General features: G+C 44.1%; 16 protein-coding genes and 4 tRNA genes. 13 read left to right on the plus strand and 7 right to left on the minus strand.

Annotated elements, in window-relative coordinates:
- Nucleotides 1-144 precede the first annotated feature (144 nt).
- Together QME20_RS01215 and QME20_RS01220 are read left to right on the plus strand one after the other, a co-directional pair.
- On the plus strand, nt 145-1326 hold the full coding sequence (locus QME20_RS01215) for an acetyl-CoA C-acyltransferase (RefSeq protein ID WP_281715286.1): 1182 nt from the start codon (nt 145-147) through the stop codon (nt 1324-1326).
- Between the two features lie 9 nt (nt 1327-1335).
- Nucleotides 1336-3135, plus strand: a complete 1800-nt coding sequence (locus QME20_RS01220; protein ID WP_014949232.1) for an acyl-CoA dehydrogenase C-terminal domain-containing protein — start codon at nt 1336-1338, stop codon at nt 3133-3135.
- Nucleotides 3136-3515: 380 nt separating this feature from the next.
- Here the strand turns inward: QME20_RS01220 and QME20_RS01225 are convergent, their stop codons facing one another.
- The 5 genes from QME20_RS01225 to QME20_RS01245 all read right to left on the minus strand — a co-directional run bounded on the left by QME20_RS01225 (nt 3516) and on the right by QME20_RS01245 (nt 6893).
- Nucleotides 3516-3914, minus strand: a complete 399-nt coding sequence (locus tag QME20_RS01225; protein ID WP_014949234.1) for a DUF3718 domain-containing protein — start codon at nt 3912-3914, stop codon at nt 3516-3518.
- 298 nt (nt 3915-4212) lie between these two features.
- Complete coding sequence (locus tag QME20_RS01230; protein WP_014949235.1) at nt 4213-4611, minus strand: DUF3718 domain-containing protein; 399 nt, start codon at nt 4609-4611, stop codon at nt 4213-4215.
- Between the two features lie 332 nt (nt 4612-4943).
- The gene (locus QME20_RS01235; RefSeq protein ID WP_049586643.1) at nt 4944-5213 is read right to left on the minus strand and encodes a sugar-binding domain-containing protein; all 270 of its coding nucleotides are present in this window, start codon (nt 5211-5213) and stop codon (nt 4944-4946) included.
- Nucleotides 5214-5430: 217 nt separating this feature from the next.
- Nucleotides 5431-5823: a DUF3718 domain-containing protein gene (locus tag QME20_RS01240; protein ID WP_014949240.1), complete on the minus strand. Its 393-nt coding sequence runs from the start codon at nt 5821-5823 to the stop codon at nt 5431-5433.
- Between the two features lie 167 nt (nt 5824-5990).
- On the minus strand, nt 5991-6893 hold the full coding sequence (locus QME20_RS01245) for a LysR family transcriptional regulator (RefSeq protein ID WP_061094868.1): 903 nt from the start codon (nt 6891-6893) through the stop codon (nt 5991-5993).
- Nucleotides 6894-7124: 231 nt separating this feature from the next.
- On the opposite strand from QME20_RS01245, the gene QME20_RS01250 reads away from it, so the two are divergent.
- Nucleotides 7125-7574: a MaoC/PaaZ C-terminal domain-containing protein gene (locus QME20_RS01250; RefSeq protein WP_281715287.1), complete on the plus strand. Its 450-nt coding sequence runs from the start codon at nt 7125-7127 to the stop codon at nt 7572-7574.
- A gap of 274 nt (nt 7575-7848) precedes the next feature.
- Here QME20_RS01250 and QME20_RS01255 read toward each other — a convergent pair whose 3' ends face one another.
- Together QME20_RS01255 and QME20_RS01260 are read right to left on the minus strand one after the other, a co-directional pair.
- Nucleotides 7849-8013, minus strand: coding sequence for an entericidin A/B family lipoprotein (locus QME20_RS01255; RefSeq protein ID WP_014949248.1), 165 nt, complete (start codon nt 8011-8013; stop codon nt 7849-7851).
- Nucleotides 8014-8030: 17 nt separating this feature from the next.
- Nucleotides 8031-9017, minus strand: a complete 987-nt coding sequence (locus tag QME20_RS01260; protein WP_168463577.1) for a mechanosensitive ion channel family protein — start codon at nt 9015-9017, stop codon at nt 8031-8033.
- Between the two features lie 421 nt (nt 9018-9438).
- Here QME20_RS01260 and QME20_RS01265 point away from each other — a divergent pair, with 421 nt between their 5' ends.
- The 10 genes from QME20_RS01265 (at nt 9439) to nusA (ending at nt 20214) form a co-directional block, all read left to right on the plus strand.
- Nucleotides 9439-12144, plus strand: a complete 2706-nt coding sequence (locus tag QME20_RS01265; protein WP_281715288.1) for a TonB-dependent receptor — start codon at nt 9439-9441, stop codon at nt 12142-12144.
- 189 nt (nt 12145-12333) lie between these two features.
- A complete protein-coding gene (locus tag QME20_RS01270; RefSeq protein ID WP_014949251.1) occupies nt 12334-12636 on the plus strand; it encodes a 4a-hydroxytetrahydrobiopterin dehydratase in 303 nt (100 codons plus the stop codon).
- A 201-nt stretch (nt 12637-12837) separates the two neighbouring features.
- Nucleotides 12838-12914 (plus strand) — tRNA-Met (locus tag QME20_RS01275).
- 53 nt (nt 12915-12967) lie between these two features.
- Nucleotides 12968-13044: transfer RNA gene (locus QME20_RS01280), tRNA-Met, on the plus strand.
- A 52-nt stretch (nt 13045-13096) separates the two neighbouring features.
- Nucleotides 13097-13173 (plus strand) — tRNA-Met (locus QME20_RS01285).
- Nucleotides 13174-13225: 52 nt separating this feature from the next.
- Nucleotides 13226-13302: transfer RNA gene (locus tag QME20_RS01290), tRNA-Met, on the plus strand.
- 182 nt (nt 13303-13484) lie between these two features.
- Nucleotides 13485-16820, plus strand: a complete 3336-nt coding sequence (locus QME20_RS01295; RefSeq protein ID WP_239219695.1) for an MHYT domain-containing protein — start codon at nt 13485-13487, stop codon at nt 16818-16820.
- 14 nt (nt 16821-16834) lie between these two features.
- On the plus strand, nt 16835-17836 hold the full coding sequence (locus QME20_RS01300; protein ID WP_014976349.1) for a two-component system response regulator: 1002 nt from the start codon (nt 16835-16837) through the stop codon (nt 17834-17836).
- 377 nt (nt 17837-18213) lie between these two features.
- On the plus strand, nt 18214-18672 hold the full coding sequence (gene rimP / locus QME20_RS01305; RefSeq protein WP_014949254.1) for a ribosome maturation factor RimP: 459 nt from the start codon (nt 18214-18216) through the stop codon (nt 18670-18672).
- A gap of 45 nt (nt 18673-18717) precedes the next feature.
- On the plus strand, nt 18718-20214 hold the full coding sequence (nusA, locus tag QME20_RS01310) for a transcription termination factor NusA (protein ID WP_014949255.1): 1497 nt from the start codon (nt 18718-18720) through the stop codon (nt 20212-20214).
- Nucleotides 20215-20216: the final 2 nt, after the last annotated feature.

A 20216-nucleotide genomic window follows, 5' to 3' on the forward strand; every position in this document is an offset into this window, starting at 1 on the left:
CGAGAGTTAATCGACGGTGAGAGCTAGCGATAGCTCTCGTTACCCGACATCCGAATTTGGTAAAGCTAGGTAACTTCGAGAGGAAGCACATAGGCCTAGCTAAACTTTGGCTGAACTTTCAGCCCAACTGAAAGGAATATGAAAATGCGCGATGCAGTTATCGTAAGTACAGCACGTACGCCAATCGGGCGCGCTTATAAAGGTGCACTGAACAATTTACCAGCCCCTTCATTAGGTGGCCATGCTATTCAAAACGCAGTAGCACGCGCAGGGATCGACCCTGCCAGTGTCGACGACGTGGTAATGGGCGCAGCGTTAACCCAAGGCAGTGGCGGCATGAATATTGGCCGCTTGGCTGGTTTAGCGGGTGGTTTACCGGTCACCGTAGCGGGCATGACACTCGACCGCCAATGCAGTTCTGGCATGTATGCCATTGCTACCGCAGCGAATTCAATTCGTACAGGCGATGCCAACATTATGGTTGCGGGTGGCTTAGATTCTATCTCTTTAGTGCAAAACAAAAATATGAATATGTTTCGTGCAGTAGACCCTGCACTGGTTGCTAAGCACAAAGATATTTATATGCCAATGCTTCAAACTGCGGAAGTGGTGGGTAAGCGCTACAACATTAGCCGTGACGTACAAGACGAATACGGTTACCAAAGCCAAATGCGCACAGCAGCGGCTCAAGAAGCGGGCAAGTTTGATGATGAGATTGTACCTATCACAGCAACGCAAGCCTTATTTAATAAAGAAACAGGTGAAACCTCTGAGCGTGAAGTGACCTTGTCGAAAGACGAAGGAAATCGCCCAGAAACAACGCTAGAGGGGCTTAAAGCGCTTAACCCAGTGATAGAAGGTGGTTGTATTACCGCAGGTAATGCAAGCCAGCTTTCTGATGGAGCCAGCGCGACAGTGATTATGGATGAGCACTCAGCGGCAAAAGGCAATGCTCAACCTCTTGGTATTTATCGCGGTATTGCAGTGGCAGGCTGTGAGCCAGATGAAATGGGAATTGGCCCAGTGTTCGCCATTCCTAAGCTATTAAGGCAGCATGGATTGACCATGGACGATATCGGTCTATGGGAGCTTAACGAAGCGTTTGCGGTACAGGTACTTTATTGCCGCGATAAGTTAGGCATTCCAGACGAATTATTAAACGTAAACGGTGGTGCCATTTCTATTGGTCACCCATACGGCATGAGCGGTGCTCGCATGGTGGGTCATGCACTCATCGAAGGTAAACGACGCGGTGCGAAATATGTTGTTTGCACCATGTGTATCGGTGGCGGCATGGGCGCTGCTGGTCTATTTGAAGTAATATAGGTATTGGGTATGGAAGGTTATAAAGCTCCACAACGTGACGCCATGTTTGTAACACATGAGCTACTAAATTATCAAAATCACTATCAAAAGCTAGGTTTCGACGAAGCATCTGAAGATCTGGTGTCGGCGATTTTCGCTGAAGCTGCAAAGTTTTCAGAGAACGTACTGGCGCCCATCAATGCATCAGGTGATGAAGAAGGGTGTAAGTGGGTTGATGGTGAAGTAACAACGCCTAAAGGTTTTAAAGAAGCTTATCAAACGTATGTTGAGGGCGGATGGCCAGGAATGTCTCACCCTGAGGAATTTGGCGGTCAGGCACTACCATATTCATTGTCATCTATCATTGCTGAGTGGTTCTCAGGCGCAAACCATTCTTGGGCGATGTACCCAGGTCTAAGCCAGGGCTGTATGGCAACAATAAAAGCCCATGGCTCTGAATTGCTACAAAAAATGTTCCTTGAAAAACTGGTTAGCGGTGAGTGGACAGGTACTATGTGTTTGACCGAGGCACACTGCGGTTCAGACCTTGGCATGTTGAAATGTCGCGCGGAGCCTCAAGAAGATGGTACCTACAGCTTAACAGGAACGAAGATTTTTATTTCGGCAGGTGAACACGACTTGTCTGAAAATATCGTACACATTGTGTTAGCTCGATTGCCAGATGCGCCAGAGGGTACCAAAGGTATTTCACTATTTGTTGTGCCTAAGTTTAACGTGTCTGAAGATGGCGAAAAGCAAGATAGAAACGCAGTAGGATGCGGAAGCATTGAACATAAAATGGGGATCAAAGCCAGCGCAACCTGCGTGATCAACTTCGATGGTGCAAAAGGTTATTTGATTGGGCCACCAAACCGCGGCCTAAATTGCATGTTTACGTTCATGAATACCGCACGTATTGGCACTGGTCTAGAAGGCTTGGCATCATCTGAAGCAGCATTCCAAGGTGCGCTTCGCTACGCAAAAGACCGCATTCAGTTCCGTTCATTAACAGGGCGTAAAAATCCTGATGGCCCAGCTGATCCTATTATAGTGCACCCTGATGTACGTCGTATGCTGTTAACGCAGAAAGCGTTCGCGGAAGGCAACCGAGCGCTTGCCGCTTACTGTATGCAGTTAGTTGACGTTACTTTGTATGGTAGCGACGAGGCTGAGAAGCAACTTGCGGATGCAAAACTTGCATTCTTAACGCCTATCGTAAAAGCCTTTTTAACTGAAACCGCGCAAGAAGCCACAAGTTACGGTATGCAGGTTTATGGCGGCCACGGCTTTATCAAAGAATGGGGTATGGAGCAGCTAGCTCGCGATACCCGTATCTGCACCATGTATGAAGGTACTACAGGTATTCAAGCCGTTGACCTATTAGGTCGTAAAGTAATGGGCTCTAATGGCGAATTGCTTAATGTGTTTGTTCAAGAAGTGCGCGACTACTGTAATTCATTGCGTGACAACGCTCAGTTTAGTGCTTGGACTAACGCGCTAAACTCTCATCTTGACGAGTGGCAGCAGATCACTATGGATATCGGGAAGGCAGCAGCATCGAACCCAGATGAAATTGGTGCAGCGTCTGTCGATTACTTAATGTATTCAGGTTATGTCACCGTTGCTTACTTCTGGCTAAAAATGGCAGTGAAAGCACAAGAACAGCTTGATGCAGGTAGCACCGAAACCGAGTTTTATAAGAGTAAAATCTTAACAACGGGCTTCTACTTTGACCGTTTGTTAACCCGTACTCGCTCACTGGTTTCGGCAATGCAATCAGGCGCAGACAACTTGATGTCTATGCCAGAGAGTATGTTCGCTATCGAGTAACGACATAAAAGTAATACACGTGCGTTACTAAAAGACGTACGAAAGGCCGAGAAAATAATGTAGCCGAGAAAATGATTTAACCAAATAATCATTTGGATACGTTATTTTGCTCGGCTTTTTTGTTTCTTAAAAACAACATAGAGGAAGTGAGCACAGTGGTTGTGTCAAAGTACGTGAATGTTGAGGGAGCCAGCCTTCATTATTTATCCCGAACGCGTCGCACTGGTTACACAGGGAAAAACCTGAATGGGTACAAAAAGAAGTGATAAATTTTATAGGGTTCTAGAAAGGGGTGAGGCCCCTAAAAGGGGCCTCCAGTGCGGCGTCCTGCCGCTACCATGTTGAATCGTTACATCACATGGTGTGATTAATTAGTTATATTAGATTCTGCCGTTAAGCTCTGTTGAAATAGGAGAGCTTTGAAGACCTTGTTCAGCAATCCACGCTTGAAGTGTCTTACCGTCTGACTCAGGCTCTGCTAAGTCTTTGCTTGGCATTTTCTTAACCAGTAGAGTACCTACTTCAACCGCATTGCTAGTAAGAGCAGTGCGAATTAGGCTTTGGCCGTTACAAGAAATGCCAGAGTAGTAATCGCGAAGCTTAAGTTTGTAGTCTGATTGAACGCTACGCATTTTCTTACGTAGTTCGCCCTTGTCATCTGCTTGAACAATCGTGCAAATGTTTGCAAGTGCTTCGTTGATGTCATTAGCCTGAGCTGCGTTAGAAAAAGCTAAAGTTGATGCTGCAATTACTAGAGAAGTTTTAACGATTTTCAACATGGTTAAATTCCTTCGGTTGTTGTTATTAAGATTGTGTTCGTTCGTTGAGATGCATTAAACCCGAATCTAACTATTTGAAAAACATGTTGTAAAATAACATGGTATGTCAAACCATACCTAAAGGGGGAGCTTGCGTTACGAGCTCACGCATACCGTAGCTTGATTACCTAAGTCACTGGGTTGAAGAACGTGAAAATTTAAAGAGACAGAAAGTAAAAAGGCCCCGTAGCGGGGCCTTTCATTGCAGCTGACGCTGCAACCATGTTGAATCGACTCACATGGCTATGTGAATTAGTGCTTAGATTCTATCGTTAAGCTCAGCAGAAATTGGCGAGCTCTGTAAGCCTTGCTCTGCTATCCACGCTTGAAGTGTTTTGCCGTCTGATTCGGGCTCAGAAAGGTCTTTGCTTGGCATTTTCTTAACAAGCAGTGTACCTACCTCAACTGCGTTGTTCGTTAAGGCCGTGCGGATAAGGCTTTGACCACCGCATGAAACACCTGAGTAATAATCACGTAACTTTAATTTGAAGTCAGACTGTACGCGACGCATCTTCTTACGCAATTCGCCTTTGTCGTCAGCCTGAACAATAGTACAGATGTTTGCTAGTGCCTCGTTTACGTCATTTGCTTGTGCTGCGTTTGAAAAAGCTAATGTTGATGCTGCGATGACTAGAGAAGTTTTAACGATTTTCAACATGGTTAAATTTCCTTCGTTATATTTGTTTAATTAATCGGTTTGTCTGTTCGGGATTAATTAAAAAACAATCAGGTCGAATGAAAAACATTCATTCAAATAACAAGGTATATCGAATAATACGTTAGACTAAAGATGTAACAGGTATAAAATGCGCTGTAGCCTTTAGTATTAAAGGGCGTAGGCAAACTAAGTTGAACTGCAATCGAAGATCAAAAAATAGCCAAATAAAGTGCAAAAAAACAACGTTAATGCTGTTTTTTTGCTTTTTGTTGAAGTTAATGCGTATTAAAAATGTACGCAATAGGCATTTTATTAATAAGAAAAGAACGAAATTAAGAAGTAAGCAGTGCTGAGGCAGTACGTTCTGTCGTGATGAGCCCATTGAGCAATTTCGATCGCAGAGCGCCTCTTATAGCGTGCAGTTTGTTGTCGCCCGCTGCAACACCCACTACAGGCTTTTCTGGCGTTGCTTTCAACTTAAAGCTCGTTACTCTCTCGTTAATATCGCAACTAATCAGCGCACCTTCTTCATTAAAGATCCAGCTTATGATGTGGAGAACGTTCAAACGGGTATTGTTCACATTGATGTTGGTGGTTTTCATCGGCCATATGAAGCCATGTATGTAGACAGAATAACGCCTGCATCCACAAATGACGATATCGCAACGTTAAAGGCTCAGGGAGTAGGGAATACTCTCCTTTTTTATGCATTGAATTTTATCAACTGATACAAAAGAAAAAAGCGACCCGAGGGTCGCTTTCTAAAGTGCAGATTTCTCTGCAACCATGTTGAACTGGTTCACATGGTGTGAAACTGTTTTATAGGCGGTCGTTGATAACCGCAGCAATTGGGTTGTCTTGCAGACCGTTTTCCGCAACCCAAGCTTGAAGTGTTTTTCCATCAGCTTCAGGTGCTTCTAAATCACTTTTTGGCATTTTCTTAACAAGTAACTCGCCAGCTTCTAAAGCATTGTTTAGCAGTGCTGTACGAATTAGGCTGTTACCGCCACAGCTAATTGCTGAGTAGTAGTCCTTAAGTTTCATACGGTAGTCTGATTCGACTGAACGCATTTTCTTACGTAGTTCGCCTTTATCGTCCGCTTGAACGATAGTGCAAATATTCGCTAGTGCTTCGTTAACATCAGCCTGTGCTACGCCCGACACACCTAATGTCGCTGCGATAACAAGAGAAGTTTTAACAATTTTCAACATGGTTAATTCCTCAAGTACTTCTATAGATTGTTTGTTTGTTTGTTCGAGAGGATTAAACGACAAAAATGAAATCTTGAAAACGTTCTAAGCGATACCTAGGTATGTGGTCTTATAAGTATGTGGAGACAAAAAAGCGCCCATAACGAGCGCTGTTTGGAGAAGTGGCGTTAGTGAGGTTTATAGTTGCTCGCTACTTCCATTATTTGTTCACGCATCCACATATGAGCGTGATCATGGTCGGCGCTTACGTGCCAATAAAGGAAATACTCTACAGGCGGTAAATCAAAAGGAACCTCGTACAACGCTAGATCGTAATGTTTAGCAAGGTGAAACGGCAGGCACGCGATTAAGTCTGTCTTCACTATCGTACTTGGTACGGTTAAAAAATGTTGACCTCGCATAACTTCCTTGCGTCTTTTGCCCATTTTATCTAACGCAATATCTATTGGGCCCACACCAGATTTACGCTGTGACACATTAATATGGCCTAATCGTAGAAAGGTATCTAAGTTAAGTCCGTTTTTGAGCGCAGGATGATTTTTACGCGCTAACACAACAAGTCTGTCTTGGGCGATTTTTTCTTTACACAAATGAGGGTCTGTAAATGTCGATGCATCTGAGTAAAAGTCCAACGTGCCCGATGCCATCGCCGAAACAACTTGGCTTCTAGGAATCTCGTAGTTGGTTAACCCGATATTTGGCGCCAGATTCTGCAAACGTGAAATGAGTCGAGGCATAATGCTTACTTCAAGCAAATCACGGCTGGCAAAGTTAAAGGATTTCTCGGCTGTGAGAGGGTCGAATGTATGACTTTCTTGCACACTTCTGCGTAGTAAGGCTAAGGCTTGTCGAGCTGGAACAATAATATTTTGCGCCACGGGGGTAGGCGTCATACTGTGGCCAGTACGAACGAACAGCGGGTCGTTAAGCATTTCTCTTAGCCTTGCTAAAGAGTTACTTACCGCTGGTTGAGTAATGCATAAGACATCTGCTGCCTTGGTTAAGCTTCCTGCCGTGTAAATGGCGTCGAATACTGCAAAAAGGTTCAAATCGATTCTATTGAGATTCATAACTAATCCTTTAAGAGCGAGTGCCCTGAAAAAAGCCAATAGATGAAGAGGCGCTAGTTTGTATCACGGTGCGTTTAATCGAAAGCTGTGATCCAATGCTACATAGCATCTACGAATAATTTACGTTAGTGTAACAAGAATATTTATAAATACCTATTATTAAAAGTTAATTGAAACATTCAAGGTAATAATAGTAGTTTTATCGTCAATAAATGGAGATTGGACTGAAAAATGAAAACACTTTTAGACTTAGCAGTGGGAGATATCCTTGAACAACCTGAATGGCTGACGGTTACGCAGGACATGATCAATCAATTTGCAGACGCTACCGGCGATAACCAGTGGATACATTTAGATGCTGCGCGCTGTGAAAAAGAAAGTCCCTTTAAAACAACAATTGCTCACGGCTTCTTGACTGCCAGTCTCATGCCTAAAGCATTCGCTGAAGTGATCGCGCCAAGCGAACGTATTGCGTCGATGATTAATTATGGCATTGATAAGTTACGTTTTCTTGAACCAGTAAAAAGTAATGACGCCGTTAAATACCAATTCAAACTTGTCGAAATCACTGAAAAGGCGCAAGGGAAGCTTTATAAAGTAGAGGCAAGTTGCCTGCTTAAGTCGAATGGGAACCCAGCGCTAATAGGTGGCTTTCTCATGCTCGCGGTACTTAAGCCTTGATAAATTGCTGTTTTACGCAGTAAAAGTGGCCGTACAGACTAGTACGGCATATTGCCGAATGCGTTCTACGGTGTGTGTACTATGTCGTTGTCTAGTTGATACGTCGCACCGTGTATTGCAAAAACATGGTGCCACAAAATAAAAAAGCCTGAGATGCTGGCGTTTGTTGACCTTTGATATATAGCAAAGGTCAACAGGGCCTAGTTTAGCGATCGTCAGGCTTTTACCTACACAGTCCTACTTTATCGGCAAGACCTATATCGACAGAAACGAGTTAGTTAGACGCTTCTTCGGCACCTTCTTCAATGGCTTCTCCAGCACTTTGAATATCTTTACCGGCCCCTTCGACTGTTGCACAACCGCCTAAACTCCCAAAACTGGCTGCGAGTATAAGTACTAAAAAAGCGTGTTTAAGTGTTTTTGAATTTAACATTTCCATTTGCATCTCCGTTAGTTTCATTCTTCTGCGGGTTGCTCAGGGTTATCACCCGCTTTCACATCAGACTGCTCAGTTGATGAATTTGTATTACCTTTACTTGAACTTCTCTCATCCTGCTTTTTAAGCATGCTATTAAGCTTATCTCCCCCTTTAGCATTGAAATCCAATGTTCTGATAGGGAAAGGAATAAGAATATCGTTTTCTTCTAATACCGTTTTTACTGTACTAATCGCGTCGTGGCGTACGACCATAAATCCAGGCTCTCCTGGATATCGAATCCAAAACCACAGTAATAGGTTGATACTTGAATCGCCAAAAGACTCTGCGTATACCGCGGTTTCTTCTTTTTTAATGACATAATCTTTTTCATTCATAGCATCCGTAATAACTTTGGCGGCTTCTTCTATATCATCAGCGTAAGAAATGCCTACAGGGACCTCTATTCTTCGATAACCAAGATATGAATAATTGGTCAATATATTTCGGAAAAGAATCTTGTTGGGTATAACTTCAAGTTGACCATAAAAGGTTTCAACTAAGGTGTTTCTAAGGTTTATTTCCTTTACGTTACCAAATACACCTTCTGCCTCAATGACGTCGCCAATCTCAAAGGGTTTTCGAATTCCCATGGCCACACCGGCAATGAAGTTTTCCGTCATGTCCTGAAACGCAAAACCAATGGCCAACCCGACAATACCTGCGCCTGCAAGTAAAGAGGTAACAGTACCTTTGAGGCCAACAAAGTCTAGCGCAATGAAAATTCCCGCTATTAAAACGATAGATTTGATTATGGAGGTGAGGAGGCTTGCAATTTGTCGAGACTCAAACGTTCTGCGCATAATCTTGCCAGCAACGTTGCCGATCACTTTGGCGATAATGCCAAAGGCTATTGCAATAAAAAATGCGACAACAATGTTAGGAAGAAGCGTAATGCCGCTCTCTACCCAAGACTCTAGCTTTTCGCTGAGTAATTTATAAACCTCATCTATTTTTGGAAACTCCATAGACCTCGTGCACCTTCATATAAAGTGTTCCTGATGTTTCAAGAATCATTCCTTTCAAAATAATCTTGTAACGTATTGAAAGTTAGAGGGTATGCCTGATTTTTGAGGTGCGCGATCAATCAAGCGTAATGAATAAATTTCCCATATTGGGAAACATATTCTCAATTGGGATATGGCTAAATTCAGTGGAGAGGCTTCAATTTATCCTAAAGGATATCTGGTCAGACCATGTGTAAAATTAATGTAAACATATTATTCACAATAAATTTACAAAGGTGAAATTCAAGCATAGTATCAATTGCGTAGGTCAATATTTGTTCATGGCCTCAGACAATAACAACACGAAATCGAACAGCCTGTCGCTAGCGGAAAGTGTGGGTAGTAATGCCGGTAGTGATAAGCCCAGATTTGGAATCACACTATGAAATTTAAAACGCGTAAGACAGCAGTGGCGGCAATGGTCGGTACTGCTTTATTTTGCTCTCCTTATATCGCATCAGCCCAAGAAGCAGACGTTGAAAGTGAGCAAGAAGCTAAGAAAGACGTAGAACTCATTTTGGTTACCGGTAGTTTTGTTCGCCGTAGCGAAAACTTCGAATCTCCTTCTCCACTAGCCGTGGTAGATAGCGTGGCTATCGACGCGATTGGCGCAAAGAATATTGCGGATATTACACAAACACTCACTATTAACACGGGTGCTGAAAACAACCCGGATGCATTTACGCAAAACGCAACAGCGGGTACGTCGAATATTAACCTTCGTGGTTTAGGCGTAGCGTCTACTCTGGTTTTACTTAACAATAAGCGTCAGGTCGTTACAGCGCAACCAACGAACGAAGGCCTGAACTTCGTCGATACCAGTTCGCTTGTACCGATGATTGCCATTGATCGTATGGAAATAGTTAAAGATGGTGCGTCGGCTCTATATGGTTCGGATGCCGTTGCAGGTGTCGTTAACTTTATCACCAAACGCAATTATGACGGAGCAATGGTAAGCCTTGACTATCAAGATGGTGCGCATGGCGACAACAAAGAATACATTTTACAAGGTTTATGGGGCGCAACCGGAGATAACGGAAGCGTACTAGCGGCGATAAGCTATACCAACCGTTCGCCGCTTTTTCTCAGCGATAGACGACTAAGTCGTCCCCAAGACGATACAAGTGCTCTGGGTAACCCAGGCTCTTTCTTCTTAAATATCCCAGGTGCAGGGGCACTGCCTATTATCGACCCTTACGGATGTGAGGAGTTTGGTGGCGCACCCGATTTACTTGCGCCAAGTGGTACAGTGCCAGGTTTAGAAATTGGTTTTTGCGGTTTTGATTTCGGTAAATTCTATTCATATGTTGCCGATGAGAGCCGAACAAATGCTTATGTACGTGCAGACTACGAGTTCGATAACGATATTACATGGTCGGCTGAATTCAGTTTAGCGAGAAACCGTGCAGAACGTGGTGGAGCACCGAGCTTCCCAATTTTAACCTCTCCAATTGTTCCGGATTACCATCCGCAGAATCCATTTGGTCAGCCTGTTGCTTTCTTCGGCCGCGCTGAAGGTAACGGCTTCCCTGGTGACCCAGCTAATACCGAATCAGATACCTTTCGCTTTAGCACCAGTTTACAAGGTGTGACAGATACTGGGTTCTGGGAAGTAAGCTATACACGTGCGGTTAACGATTTTGTATTTAGGGTTCCTGACGTACTAAATACCGAGTTTCAGCTTGCGCTATACGGTCTAGGTGGCTCTAATTGTGATCCTATCGCAGGAACGCCAGGGGTAGGGGATTGCGAATTCTTCAATCCATTTGCAACGTCTTACACAACGGCACCTAACTCTGATTATGTGGTTAGCTCCTTTACGGGAACCGAAGTGATTGACTCTAAAGCGGACCTTGAAGTTTTCGAAGCGATTACATCGTTTGATGTGTTCGAAATGGGCGGTGGCTTTGCGGCGTTAGCTTTGGGTGTTCAATATCGTGAAAACCAGCTTAGCCAAGATTACGATGATCTTGCTAACCAAGACAGTTTCACATTCGTTATCGGCAACCCTGATATTGATGGTAGCCAGGATGTATGGGCAGCGTTCGGTGAACTTGCATTACCAATAAATGACGAGTTAGATGTTCAACTAGCGGTTCGTTATGAAGATTACGGCGGTACCATTGGAAGTACGGTGGATCCAAAGTTAGCGATATCGTGGCGTGCGACTGATGAGTTTTCACTTCGCGGCTCGATATCTACGTCGTTTAGAGCGCCAACAGTGTTCTTAGCACAAGGTGGCGCAACGTCGTTGCAACAGCTTATTGACCCCGTTCAAGGTGCTACGGCATTTGTGGCTGTTAGAACATCGGGTAATGAAGAGCTAAAACCCGAAGAGTCGACAGCCTATAATATTGGCTTCTCATACGAGCCTTTCAGAGACTTTTCTGTTGAAGTTGATTATTGGAATTTCGAGTTTGAAGACCTAATCATTCAAGAGAACGCGCAGGCGGTACTAAATGAAGACCCGACTAATCCAGACCGCGTTATCCGTGCTGGAGACCCGATGACTGGGCCTGTTCTTCAAGTAAATAACACGTATGTTAACGCGAGTTCTATGGAAACATCGGGTATTGATTTTGTAACCAGTTATAAAATAGAGACAGACTTCGGTAACTTTACACCTACGTTGAATGCGACCTACATCACTAAGTATGACTTGATGGACCCACAGGCAGGAAACATTGATGGTGCTGGACGCCGTAACTTCAATAACATTGGAGTGTCTTCACCTGAATTACGTGCGAACTTGGGGCTGGCTTGGCAAAACGATATTCATGCAGCCAATATCTTCCTTCGCTACATCTCATCGTATGACGATGATCAAAATTGCGCGGACGGTAATGCTAACGTGGGTGGTTGTTCAGGTGGCTATTACGAAGTGGATAGTCACTTGACGGTAGATGCTCAATACAACATCGACTTAGGTGGCTTATATGATACAGAACAAAGTTATGTATTGACGTTAGGCGCAATTAACATGTTCGACGAAGAGCCTCCACAGCTATTCACTAACAGCGGGTTTGACTCTAAGGTTCACGATCCACGAGGTCGTCAAATCTATGCGCGCTTAGCTATCGAGTTCTAATCTGTTAATAAGGTAGAAGTATCGCCCCCCTTTGACTATAGAAGTTAAAGGGTGGCTTTTTGTAAACCTTAGCCTCCACTCCTCTTTGTGATTTTGTCTCCAGTCTCTTCTAATGTTAAACCAATCGATTAAAGTATCTCGTAGTAGGTAAGACTTTTACGTAATCATCAGTGATTGAAGGAGATAAGAATGGCGACGAAGCTGTCTGATAATGAAATTAACGAAAAATTGAAAGCGCTCAATGAACTGGTTTCCGATGACACACCATGGGAGCAAAGTGGAGACACTATCAAAAAGACGTTTATGTTTAAGAGCTTTATCCGAGCTTTTGGGTGGATGTCTCAAATTGCGATTTGGGCGGAAAAGCTAAAGCATCATCCGGAGTGGTTCAATGTTTATAATAAAGTAGAAGTAACATTGACTACGCACGACGCTGGTGGGCTAACAGAATTAGATTTTTCGTTGGCTGAAAAAATGGAAAAATTTAAATAGCTTGAATCTACGTGTGTAAATAGGAGCTGAAAATCGGTTAATTCGTATTAACTTTGTTCATGTTGGTCAATTAAACCGCTAACAGTCAGAAAAATGAAATATTTCGCATGCTGGTACTTGTGTTGCGAAAGTCCCTATGTATAATACGCACCACGTTGAAGCGAGGCATTAAATGACGCGCTTACAACAATAATTTTCTGGCGCGGGATGGAGCAGTCTGGTAGCTCGTCGGGCTCATAACCCGAAGGTCGTAGGTTCAAATCCTGCTCCCGCAACCACATAAAAAAACCAGAATTTCAAAGCATTGCAAAGGCAAGCTTTACCGTACAATCGCGGGATGGAGCAGTCTGGTAGCTCGTCGGGCTCATAACCCGAAGGTCGTAGGTTCAAATCCTGCTCCCGCAACCAATTTGAAAACCAGAATTACAAAGCATTGCAATCGCAAGCTTTACCGTACAAGCGCGGGATGGAGCAGTCTGGTAGCTCGTCGGGCTCATAACCCGAAGGTCGTAGGTTCAAATCCTGCTCCCGCAACCAAGAAAATAACCAGAATTACAAAGCATTGCAATCGCAAGCTTTACCGTACAGTCGCGGGATGGAGCAGTCTGGTAGCTCGTCGGGCTCATAACCCGAAGGTCGTAGGTTCAAATCCTGCTCCCGCAACCACTTTAAAAACCCAGCTTTTGCTGGGTTTTTTCTTTTCAGCAAAAAAACACTTTGACTTCTTGTTTTACACGATAATCTTGAATTAATTGCTACGAATTGATAACCGCACTTCATATGTGAATGTGCTAAGTTATAGCTGTCGCACCATTAGAAATTAGATTAATAGGTAGTATGGCCGCGTTATGATATCCCGTTTTTTTACTTTTGAAGAACACGCCACCTTAATAGAAGGTGCTTATCATGTTCCTTTGGTCATTCTATCGCTTATGGTGGCTGTGTTTGCTTCATATATGGCGTTTAATGTGGCAGGGCAAGCCGCGATCACCGAACACAAACTTCGACGAAATACCTTATTAGGCACCGGCAGCGTTGCATTAGGCGGTGGTATTTGGTCTATGCATTTCTTAGGGATGACCGCTTTTGATTTATGTCTGCCCGTTGACTATGATCCACTCATTACTGGGCTCTCTGCCGTTCCCGGGTTTGCCGCTGCTTGGGTGGCGCTTCACCTTTTAACTAAGTCCCGTATTAGCCTCGCTGAAATAATGATAGGCGGTGTACTGGTAGGTGCCGGTATTGGCACCATGCACTATAGTGGTATGGCCGCTATGGAAATGGCACCGCTTCTTCGTTATGACCTCGGTATGTTTGCTCTTTCTATTGTAGTCGCTGTGTGTTTAGCCATGCTGTCACTCTGGATTAAGTTTGGTATTACTGCTGCGACTAAAGCTAAGAGACTGTTAGGTAAACATGTATTGCTAGCCAGTATTATTATGGGCTTGGCCATTTCTGGTATGCACTATACCGGTATGGCAGCTGCTAGGTTCGTGTTACCACCTGGCATGGAAACTTCCGGTCAGTCCTCAGATATAGCGGTTTTCCTCGCTATTTCCATTGCTATTGTTACTTTGATACTCATCACTATGGTACTGGGCATTAGCTTGCTCTTTAAATACCGCGATGTAATGGTTCGTGCCATCGAGAGTGAGCGCATTCAAAGCGCGATAACAGATACTGCTGTCGATGCTATCCTTACTGTAGATGATAAAGGTATTATCAAAACCGCGAATCCTGCTGTTGAACGTATCTATGGTTACACTCAGCAAGAAATTATCGGTATGCACGCGCTCGACATTGTGACGCCTGAGAGACGCCACTTATACGGTGATGACTTTTTTAGTCAGCGGGTAGTACCAACAGAACAAATTATTGGCGCTGGCAGGGAAGTTGAAGTTTTACGTAAAGATGGCGAGAGAATACCCGTTAGTGTAGGGGTAGGTTATGCAAAAGTTGAAGGGAAGCCTGTTTTCGTGGCGTTTGCTTCTGATTTGCGTAAACGCAAAGAAATGGAAGATGCTTTGCGTGAAAGTGAGGCTAAGTTTAGAAGCCTTATTTCAAACATTCCCGGTATGGCGTATCGCTGCTTGAATATGCCAGGCTGGCCTATGGTATTTATCAGTGACGCTGTATTAGAGGTCACTGGCTACCCGCCGGAGGATTTTACTTTACCTAATCCGAAACGCTCATTTGCTGATCTCTACCATCCTGAGGATGCTGAACGTCTCTCTACCATAAGCCCTGAGGTAGGAGAATTTTCACATGAATATAGAATTATTGCGAAATCTGGCGAAGTTAAGTGGGTTACAGAGCATGGCGTTCAGGTTAAAGATGACGAAGGCATGGTACTGTATGTCGACGGCTTCATATCTGACATTACGCACAGAAAAGTCATGGAAAATGAGCTAAAAGCAGCAAAGGAAAAAGCTGAACAAGCCGCCGCCGCACGTACTGCTTTTCTAGCGAATATGAGCCACGAAATTAGAACGCCAATGAATGCAATTATTGGTTTTAGTGACTTGATGTTAGGCGAGTCGCTTCGGGAAGAGCAGAAATCCCACCTTACTACCATTAATCGCTCTGCTCGTTCATTACTCCACCTTCTTAACGACATCCTCGATAGTGCTAAGCTAGATAAAGGAAAGCTCGACTTGGATTATCGCGATTTTCTTATTCGCGAAGAGTTAGATTTGGTCATTTCTACATTTTGGTTAGAAGCTAAACGCAAGAAAGTTGGACTTGTACTCAATGTGGACGATTCAGTAGCTAATGGGTATAGAGGCGTACCCGAGCGCATGCGTCAGGTACTCAACAACCTTATTGGTAACGCAGTTAAATTTACCCACGAAGGTGAGGTGACAATTAACGTAAAAAGCGACGATAAATTTGTGTACTTTGATGTGTCAGATACGGGTATTGGCATGACGCAAGAGCAAGTGGAACGCGTATTCGATCCATTTACGCAAGCCGATGCGTCAATGAGTAGAAAATACGGTGGCACGGGGCTTGGCACTACTATTTCCAAGCAGTTGGTCGAACTGATGGGCGGGAGTATTTTCGCACGCAGTGAAAAAGGCAAAGGCACAACATTTACATTTAGACTTCCGCTGAAAGTTGTGGAAATAGATGAGCATATTTCGAGTGACACAACGTCAAAAGCTACGCGAATAGAAACCACATTAAATGTACTTGTTGTCGATGACGTCCAACAAAATCTAGAGCTTCTTTCATTGTTATTGAAGCGGGCTGGTCATAATGTAGATACCGCAACTGATGGTTTGATTGCATTTGAGAAAATGCAATCACAGTCATATGATGTTGTGCTAATGGATTTACAGATGCCCAAGCTAGACGGTTTGGAAGCAGCCAAACAGCGTCGAGAATTTGAAAAGGAAAATAGCTTACCTCCTACGCCCATTGTTGCGCTGACAGCTAGCGTATTGGTGCAAGATAAGCATGCTGCACAGCAAGCAGGCATGGAAGGCTTTGCCAACAAGCCAGTCGATTTTGCACAGCTGATGGAAGAGGTGGCTCGCGTACTCAATATAGATACAAACGTGATAGATAATGCCAAGGAAAATCCAGTAATTGGCACATCTGAATCATCGCATAAAGTCGATAAAAATGTATTGGATTTGAAAAAAGCGGTGGATTTGTGGGGAAGTGAAGAAGCCATCTTACAAGAAGTTGATAAATTCTCATCAACATGCAGAGATAAGATAGATGAGCTAATGGGAGCGGCTATTCGTGAAGATTACAAAGCTGTCGCTACGCTGTCCCACGGATTGAAAGGAACGTCAGGTAACCTCTGTTTAACCACTTTTTACCATACCACCAGAGAAATTGAAGCGCAGGCTTTAAAATCGACAGTGAATATTGAAGAGATCAATCGTCTTCGCGATGCGCTAGAAAGAATCGAATTAATGCTAAGTGAATCGCCACTGTACGCCGAGAATGCAATTAATGAAAGTATCGACAATGCGTTGCTGCTTAGTCATCTGGAAGCTATGCTCGATAGTGTAGAGCAAAACATGGTAGATGAAGATGAATTGTCATTTTTACGCGAGGTTGGGTGTTCTAGTCACAAAGAACAGATAACTCAAATTCTCTTAGATATCGATGATTTTGAGTTCGAGTTGGCGCATGAGCGCATCTCTACATTGATACAAGAATTAAAGTAGCCAAGAGACGCGGCATGTTAAATATTGAAATCACAAAACCTACTTTATTACTCGTTGACGATGAGCCAGTAAACCTAAGGGTTTTAAAGCAACTTCTCGCTAATGATTATCAGCTTATTTTTGCGAGAAATGGCGAAGAAGCGTTAAAGCTCACTGAGACTAGACAGCCAAATTTGATATTGCTTGACGTTATGATGCCAGGACTGACGGGTTTTGAAGTATGCCGCCAGCTTAAACAGCAAGCAGATACAAGGCACATTCCCGTTATATTCGTCACCGCCTTAAATGATGAACACGAAGAAACGGAAGGCTTCGAAGCGGGCGCTGTGGACTACATTACTAAGCCTATATCTCCGGCCATCGTAAAAGCGCGGGTTAAAACCCACCTCAGTTTGGTGCAAGCTGACGAGCTACTTGATAGCCGTTTACAAGTTGTACAGCGTTTAGGTAGAGCGGCGGAATATAAAGACAATGAGACGGGGATGCATGTCATGCGCATGAGCCATTATTCGAAAGAGCTTGCGCTTGCCTATGGACTTACAGATAAACAGGCTGAAATTCTGCTTCATGCTGCACCGATGCACGACATCGGCAAAATTGGTATTGCTGATAGTATAATGTTGAAACCAGGGAAGCTGACAGACGAAGAGTTTGCCACCATGAAAAACCACCCTGAGATTGGTGCGGAAATCATTGGTGATTGCGGCGATTCTTTGTTGTTGAAAGTTGCAAAGTCTGTTTCGCTTACCCACCATGAAAAATGGGACGGGTCAGGCTATCCTAAAGGGCTTGCGGGTGAAGATATTCCCATTGAGGGGCGTATTTGCGCCATTGCTGATGTGTTCGATGCCTTAACCAGCAAACGTCCTTATAAAGACGCCTGGAGTATTGAAAAAACGGTAGATTTTCTTCAAAGCCAAAAGGGAAAGCATTTCGAACCCAGACTTGTCGATTTGATGATAGAAATTATGCCTAAAATTCTTGATATTAAAGCGACATTTAAAGACGAAGACTAAGTCTGCTGGACTAAACGGCAATTAAAATACTTTCATGCAGGCCGAATTTTACACAGAAAAAATCGATACCCTCCAGTGTGTGCGCCTATTGGCTGTTGCTTAATGCGACGGCTATACGTATAATGTGCTCATTAAGTGATGAGAGCGGGCTCCCTCAGTACAGGAAAGTAACGCACTTATCATTAGCAAGCTATCACCTAACGGTGGTTTTACCCATAGGTTTGCAACTGCCCTTGTTGGCAGGTATGGGTTCAGAATTTTAATAAAAGCCCCGCTAGTCCGGGGCTTTTTGTTGTATTAAAACCTGGAGTCAGCCTCGCTGAGCCGGGTGATGACAGGTGGGCTTTAGGCCCTTTTTTCGTTTTTGGAGGTTTGCATTGGCAAAACTTGAAGAGAAACTAACCGAAATGCTAGAGCCAGGTGTTGAAGCACTGGGTTTTGAGTTGGTTGGGATCGAGTTTGTACGAGCGGGGAAGCATTCTATTCTTCGCGTTTTTATTGATCATGAAAACGGTATTACCGTTGATGATTGTGCAGATGTAAGTCATCAGGTTAGCGCAATTTTGGACGTTGAAGATCCAATTAGCACTGAATACAACTTGGAAGTGTCATCACCGGGTATGGACAGACCGCTTTTCAAAGAGAAGCACTATATCGAGTCTGTGGGTGAAGTGGTTCAAATTCGTTTGTCTATGCCAATGGATGACAGACGTAATTTTAAAGGCAAAGTACTCGCGTGCGAAAATGGCATCGTAAGTATTGAAGTGGATGGCCAGCAGTTCCAGTTAGCTGTGGCGAATATCGAAAAAGGTAACGTTGTTCCCACGTTCGATTAACGGAACAGCTCTGCTTTCATCGACGAAAGCAAAAGAGAGGCGAAAATGAATAAAGAAATTTTGTTAGTGGCGGAAGCCGTTTCAAATGAAAAACAAGTGCCTAGAGAGAAAATTTTTGAAGCGCTAGAGTTTGCGATCGCTAGTGCAACAAAAAAGAAAAACGAAGGCGAAATTGAAGTTCGTGTAAGCATCGACAGAACGTCTGGTGACTTTGATACATTCCGTCGCTGGTTGGTTATCCCTGATGATCAAGAACAGGAAAACCCATTTGCTGAAATTACGATTTCTGCTGCACAAATCGACGAACCAGAGATACAACTCGGCGATTATGTGGAAGAACAGATTGAATCTATTAAATTCGACCGCATAACTACGCAGACCGCAAAGCAAGTGATTGTACAAAAAGTACGTGAAGCTGAGCGTCAGCAAATGATTGCTGAGTACGAAGACAAAGTAGGTGAGCTGGTTACAGGTACGGTTAAGAAAGTAAACCGCGACAACATCATCATCGACTTAGGTAACAACGCTGAAGGTGTTATCTACCGCGATGACATGCTTCCTCGTGAAACTTTCCGTCCGGGCGACCGTGTACGTGGCCTTCTTTACGTTATTCGTCCAGAAGCTCGTGGCGCACAGCTATTTATTAGCCGTACGCACCCAGACATGCTAGTTGAGCTTTTCCGTCTGGAAGTACCAGAAATTGCGGAAGAGACACTAGAAATTAAATCTGCAGCGCGTGACCCAGGTTCTCGTGCAAAGATTGCGGTTAAAACTAATGACAAACGCTTAGACCCGGTTGGTGCGTGCGTTGGTATGCGTGGTTCACGTGTACAAGCCGTATCAGGGGAACTTGGCGGTGAACGTGTTGATATCGTGTTATGGGACGAAAACCCAGCGCAATTCGTTATCAATGCTATGGCTCCCGCCGAAGTGGCGTCAATCGTTGTTGATGAAGACAGCAACAGCATGGACGTAGCGGTTGAAGCAGACAACCTAGCACAGGCGATTGGCCGTAGTGGTCAAAACGTTCGCCTAGCTAGCCAGCTTACAGGCTGGGAACTTAACGTGATGACGGTTGAAGATCTCAACAAGAAGCACGAAGAAGAAAACGCGAAGGTACTTGATCTATTTACTGCTGGTTTGGACATTGACGAAGAATTCGCGTCTGTCTTGGTAGATGAAGGCTTTACAACGTTAGAAGAAGTGGCATACGTGCCTGCAAGTGAGCTTCTAGCGGTTGAAGGGTTAGATGAAGAAATGGTTGAAGAGCTGCGCAACAGAGCGCGCGCTTTCCTAACCACGCGTGCACTGGCGAACGAAGAATCGCTTGAAGGTGCAGAGCCTACAGAAGCCTTATTAAATCTTGAAGGTATGAGTAAACACGTGGCCTATGTGTTGGCCAGCCGCGGTGTTACCGACCTGGAAGAATTAGCAGAACAAGGTACCGATGATATCAGTGATATCGATGAACTAGACGAAGAGAAAGCCGGTGCGTTAATCATGGCGGCTCGTAATATCGTATGGTTCAGTGAAGAAGAGTAAGG

This window comes from Alteromonas sp. CyTr2, assembly GCF_947311905.1.
Taxonomy (GTDB): Bacteria; Pseudomonadota; Gammaproteobacteria; order Enterobacterales; family Alteromonadaceae; genus Alteromonas; species Alteromonas macleodii.

Excerpts from the sequence above, each read along its gene's own strand:
- QME20_RS01225 (WP_014949234.1), bottom strand. The coding sequence starts at position 3,914 with ATGTTGAAAATCGTTAAAACTTCTCTAGTAATTGCAGCATCAACTTTA.
- QME20_RS01235 (WP_049586643.1), bottom strand. The coding sequence starts at position 5,213 with ATGAAAACCACCAACATCAATGTGAACAATACCCGTTTGAACGTTCTC.
- QME20_RS01215 (WP_281715286.1), top strand. The coding sequence starts at position 145 with ATGCGCGATGCAGTTATCGTAAGTACAGCACGTACGCCAATCGGGCGC.
- QME20_RS01300 (WP_014976349.1), top strand. The coding sequence starts at position 16,835 with ATGTTAAATATTGAAATCACAAAACCTACTTTATTACTCGTTGACGAT.
- QME20_RS01245 (WP_061094868.1), bottom strand. The coding sequence starts at position 6,893 with ATGAATCTCAATAGAATCGATTTGAACCTTTTTGCAGTATTCGACGCC.
- QME20_RS01230 (WP_014949235.1), bottom strand. The coding sequence starts at position 4,611 with ATGTTGAAAATCGTTAAAACTTCTCTAGTCATCGCAGCATCAACATTA.
- QME20_RS01255 (WP_014949248.1), bottom strand. The coding sequence starts at position 8,013 with ATGGAAATGTTAAATTCAAAAACACTTAAACACGCTTTTTTAGTACTT.
- QME20_RS01265 (WP_281715288.1), top strand. The coding sequence starts at position 9,439 with ATGAAATTTAAAACGCGTAAGACAGCAGTGGCGGCAATGGTCGGTACT.
- QME20_RS01270 (WP_014949251.1), top strand. The coding sequence starts at position 12,334 with ATGGCGACGAAGCTGTCTGATAATGAAATTAACGAAAAATTGAAAGCG.
- QME20_RS01260 (WP_168463577.1), bottom strand. The coding sequence starts at position 9,017 with ATGGAGTTTCCAAAAATAGATGAGGTTTATAAATTACTCAGCGAAAAG.
- QME20_RS01220 (WP_014949232.1), top strand. The coding sequence starts at position 1,336 with ATGGAAGGTTATAAAGCTCCACAACGTGACGCCATGTTTGTAACACAT.
- QME20_RS01240 (WP_014949240.1), bottom strand. The coding sequence starts at position 5,823 with ATGTTGAAAATTGTTAAAACTTCTCTTGTTATCGCAGCGACATTAGGT.
- nusA (WP_014949255.1), top strand. The coding sequence starts at position 18,718 with ATGAATAAAGAAATTTTGTTAGTGGCGGAAGCCGTTTCAAATGAAAAA.
- QME20_RS01250 (WP_281715287.1), top strand. The coding sequence starts at position 7,125 with ATGAAAACACTTTTAGACTTAGCAGTGGGAGATATCCTTGAACAACCT.
- QME20_RS01295 (WP_239219695.1), top strand. The coding sequence starts at position 13,485 with ATGATATCCCGTTTTTTTACTTTTGAAGAACACGCCACCTTAATAGAA.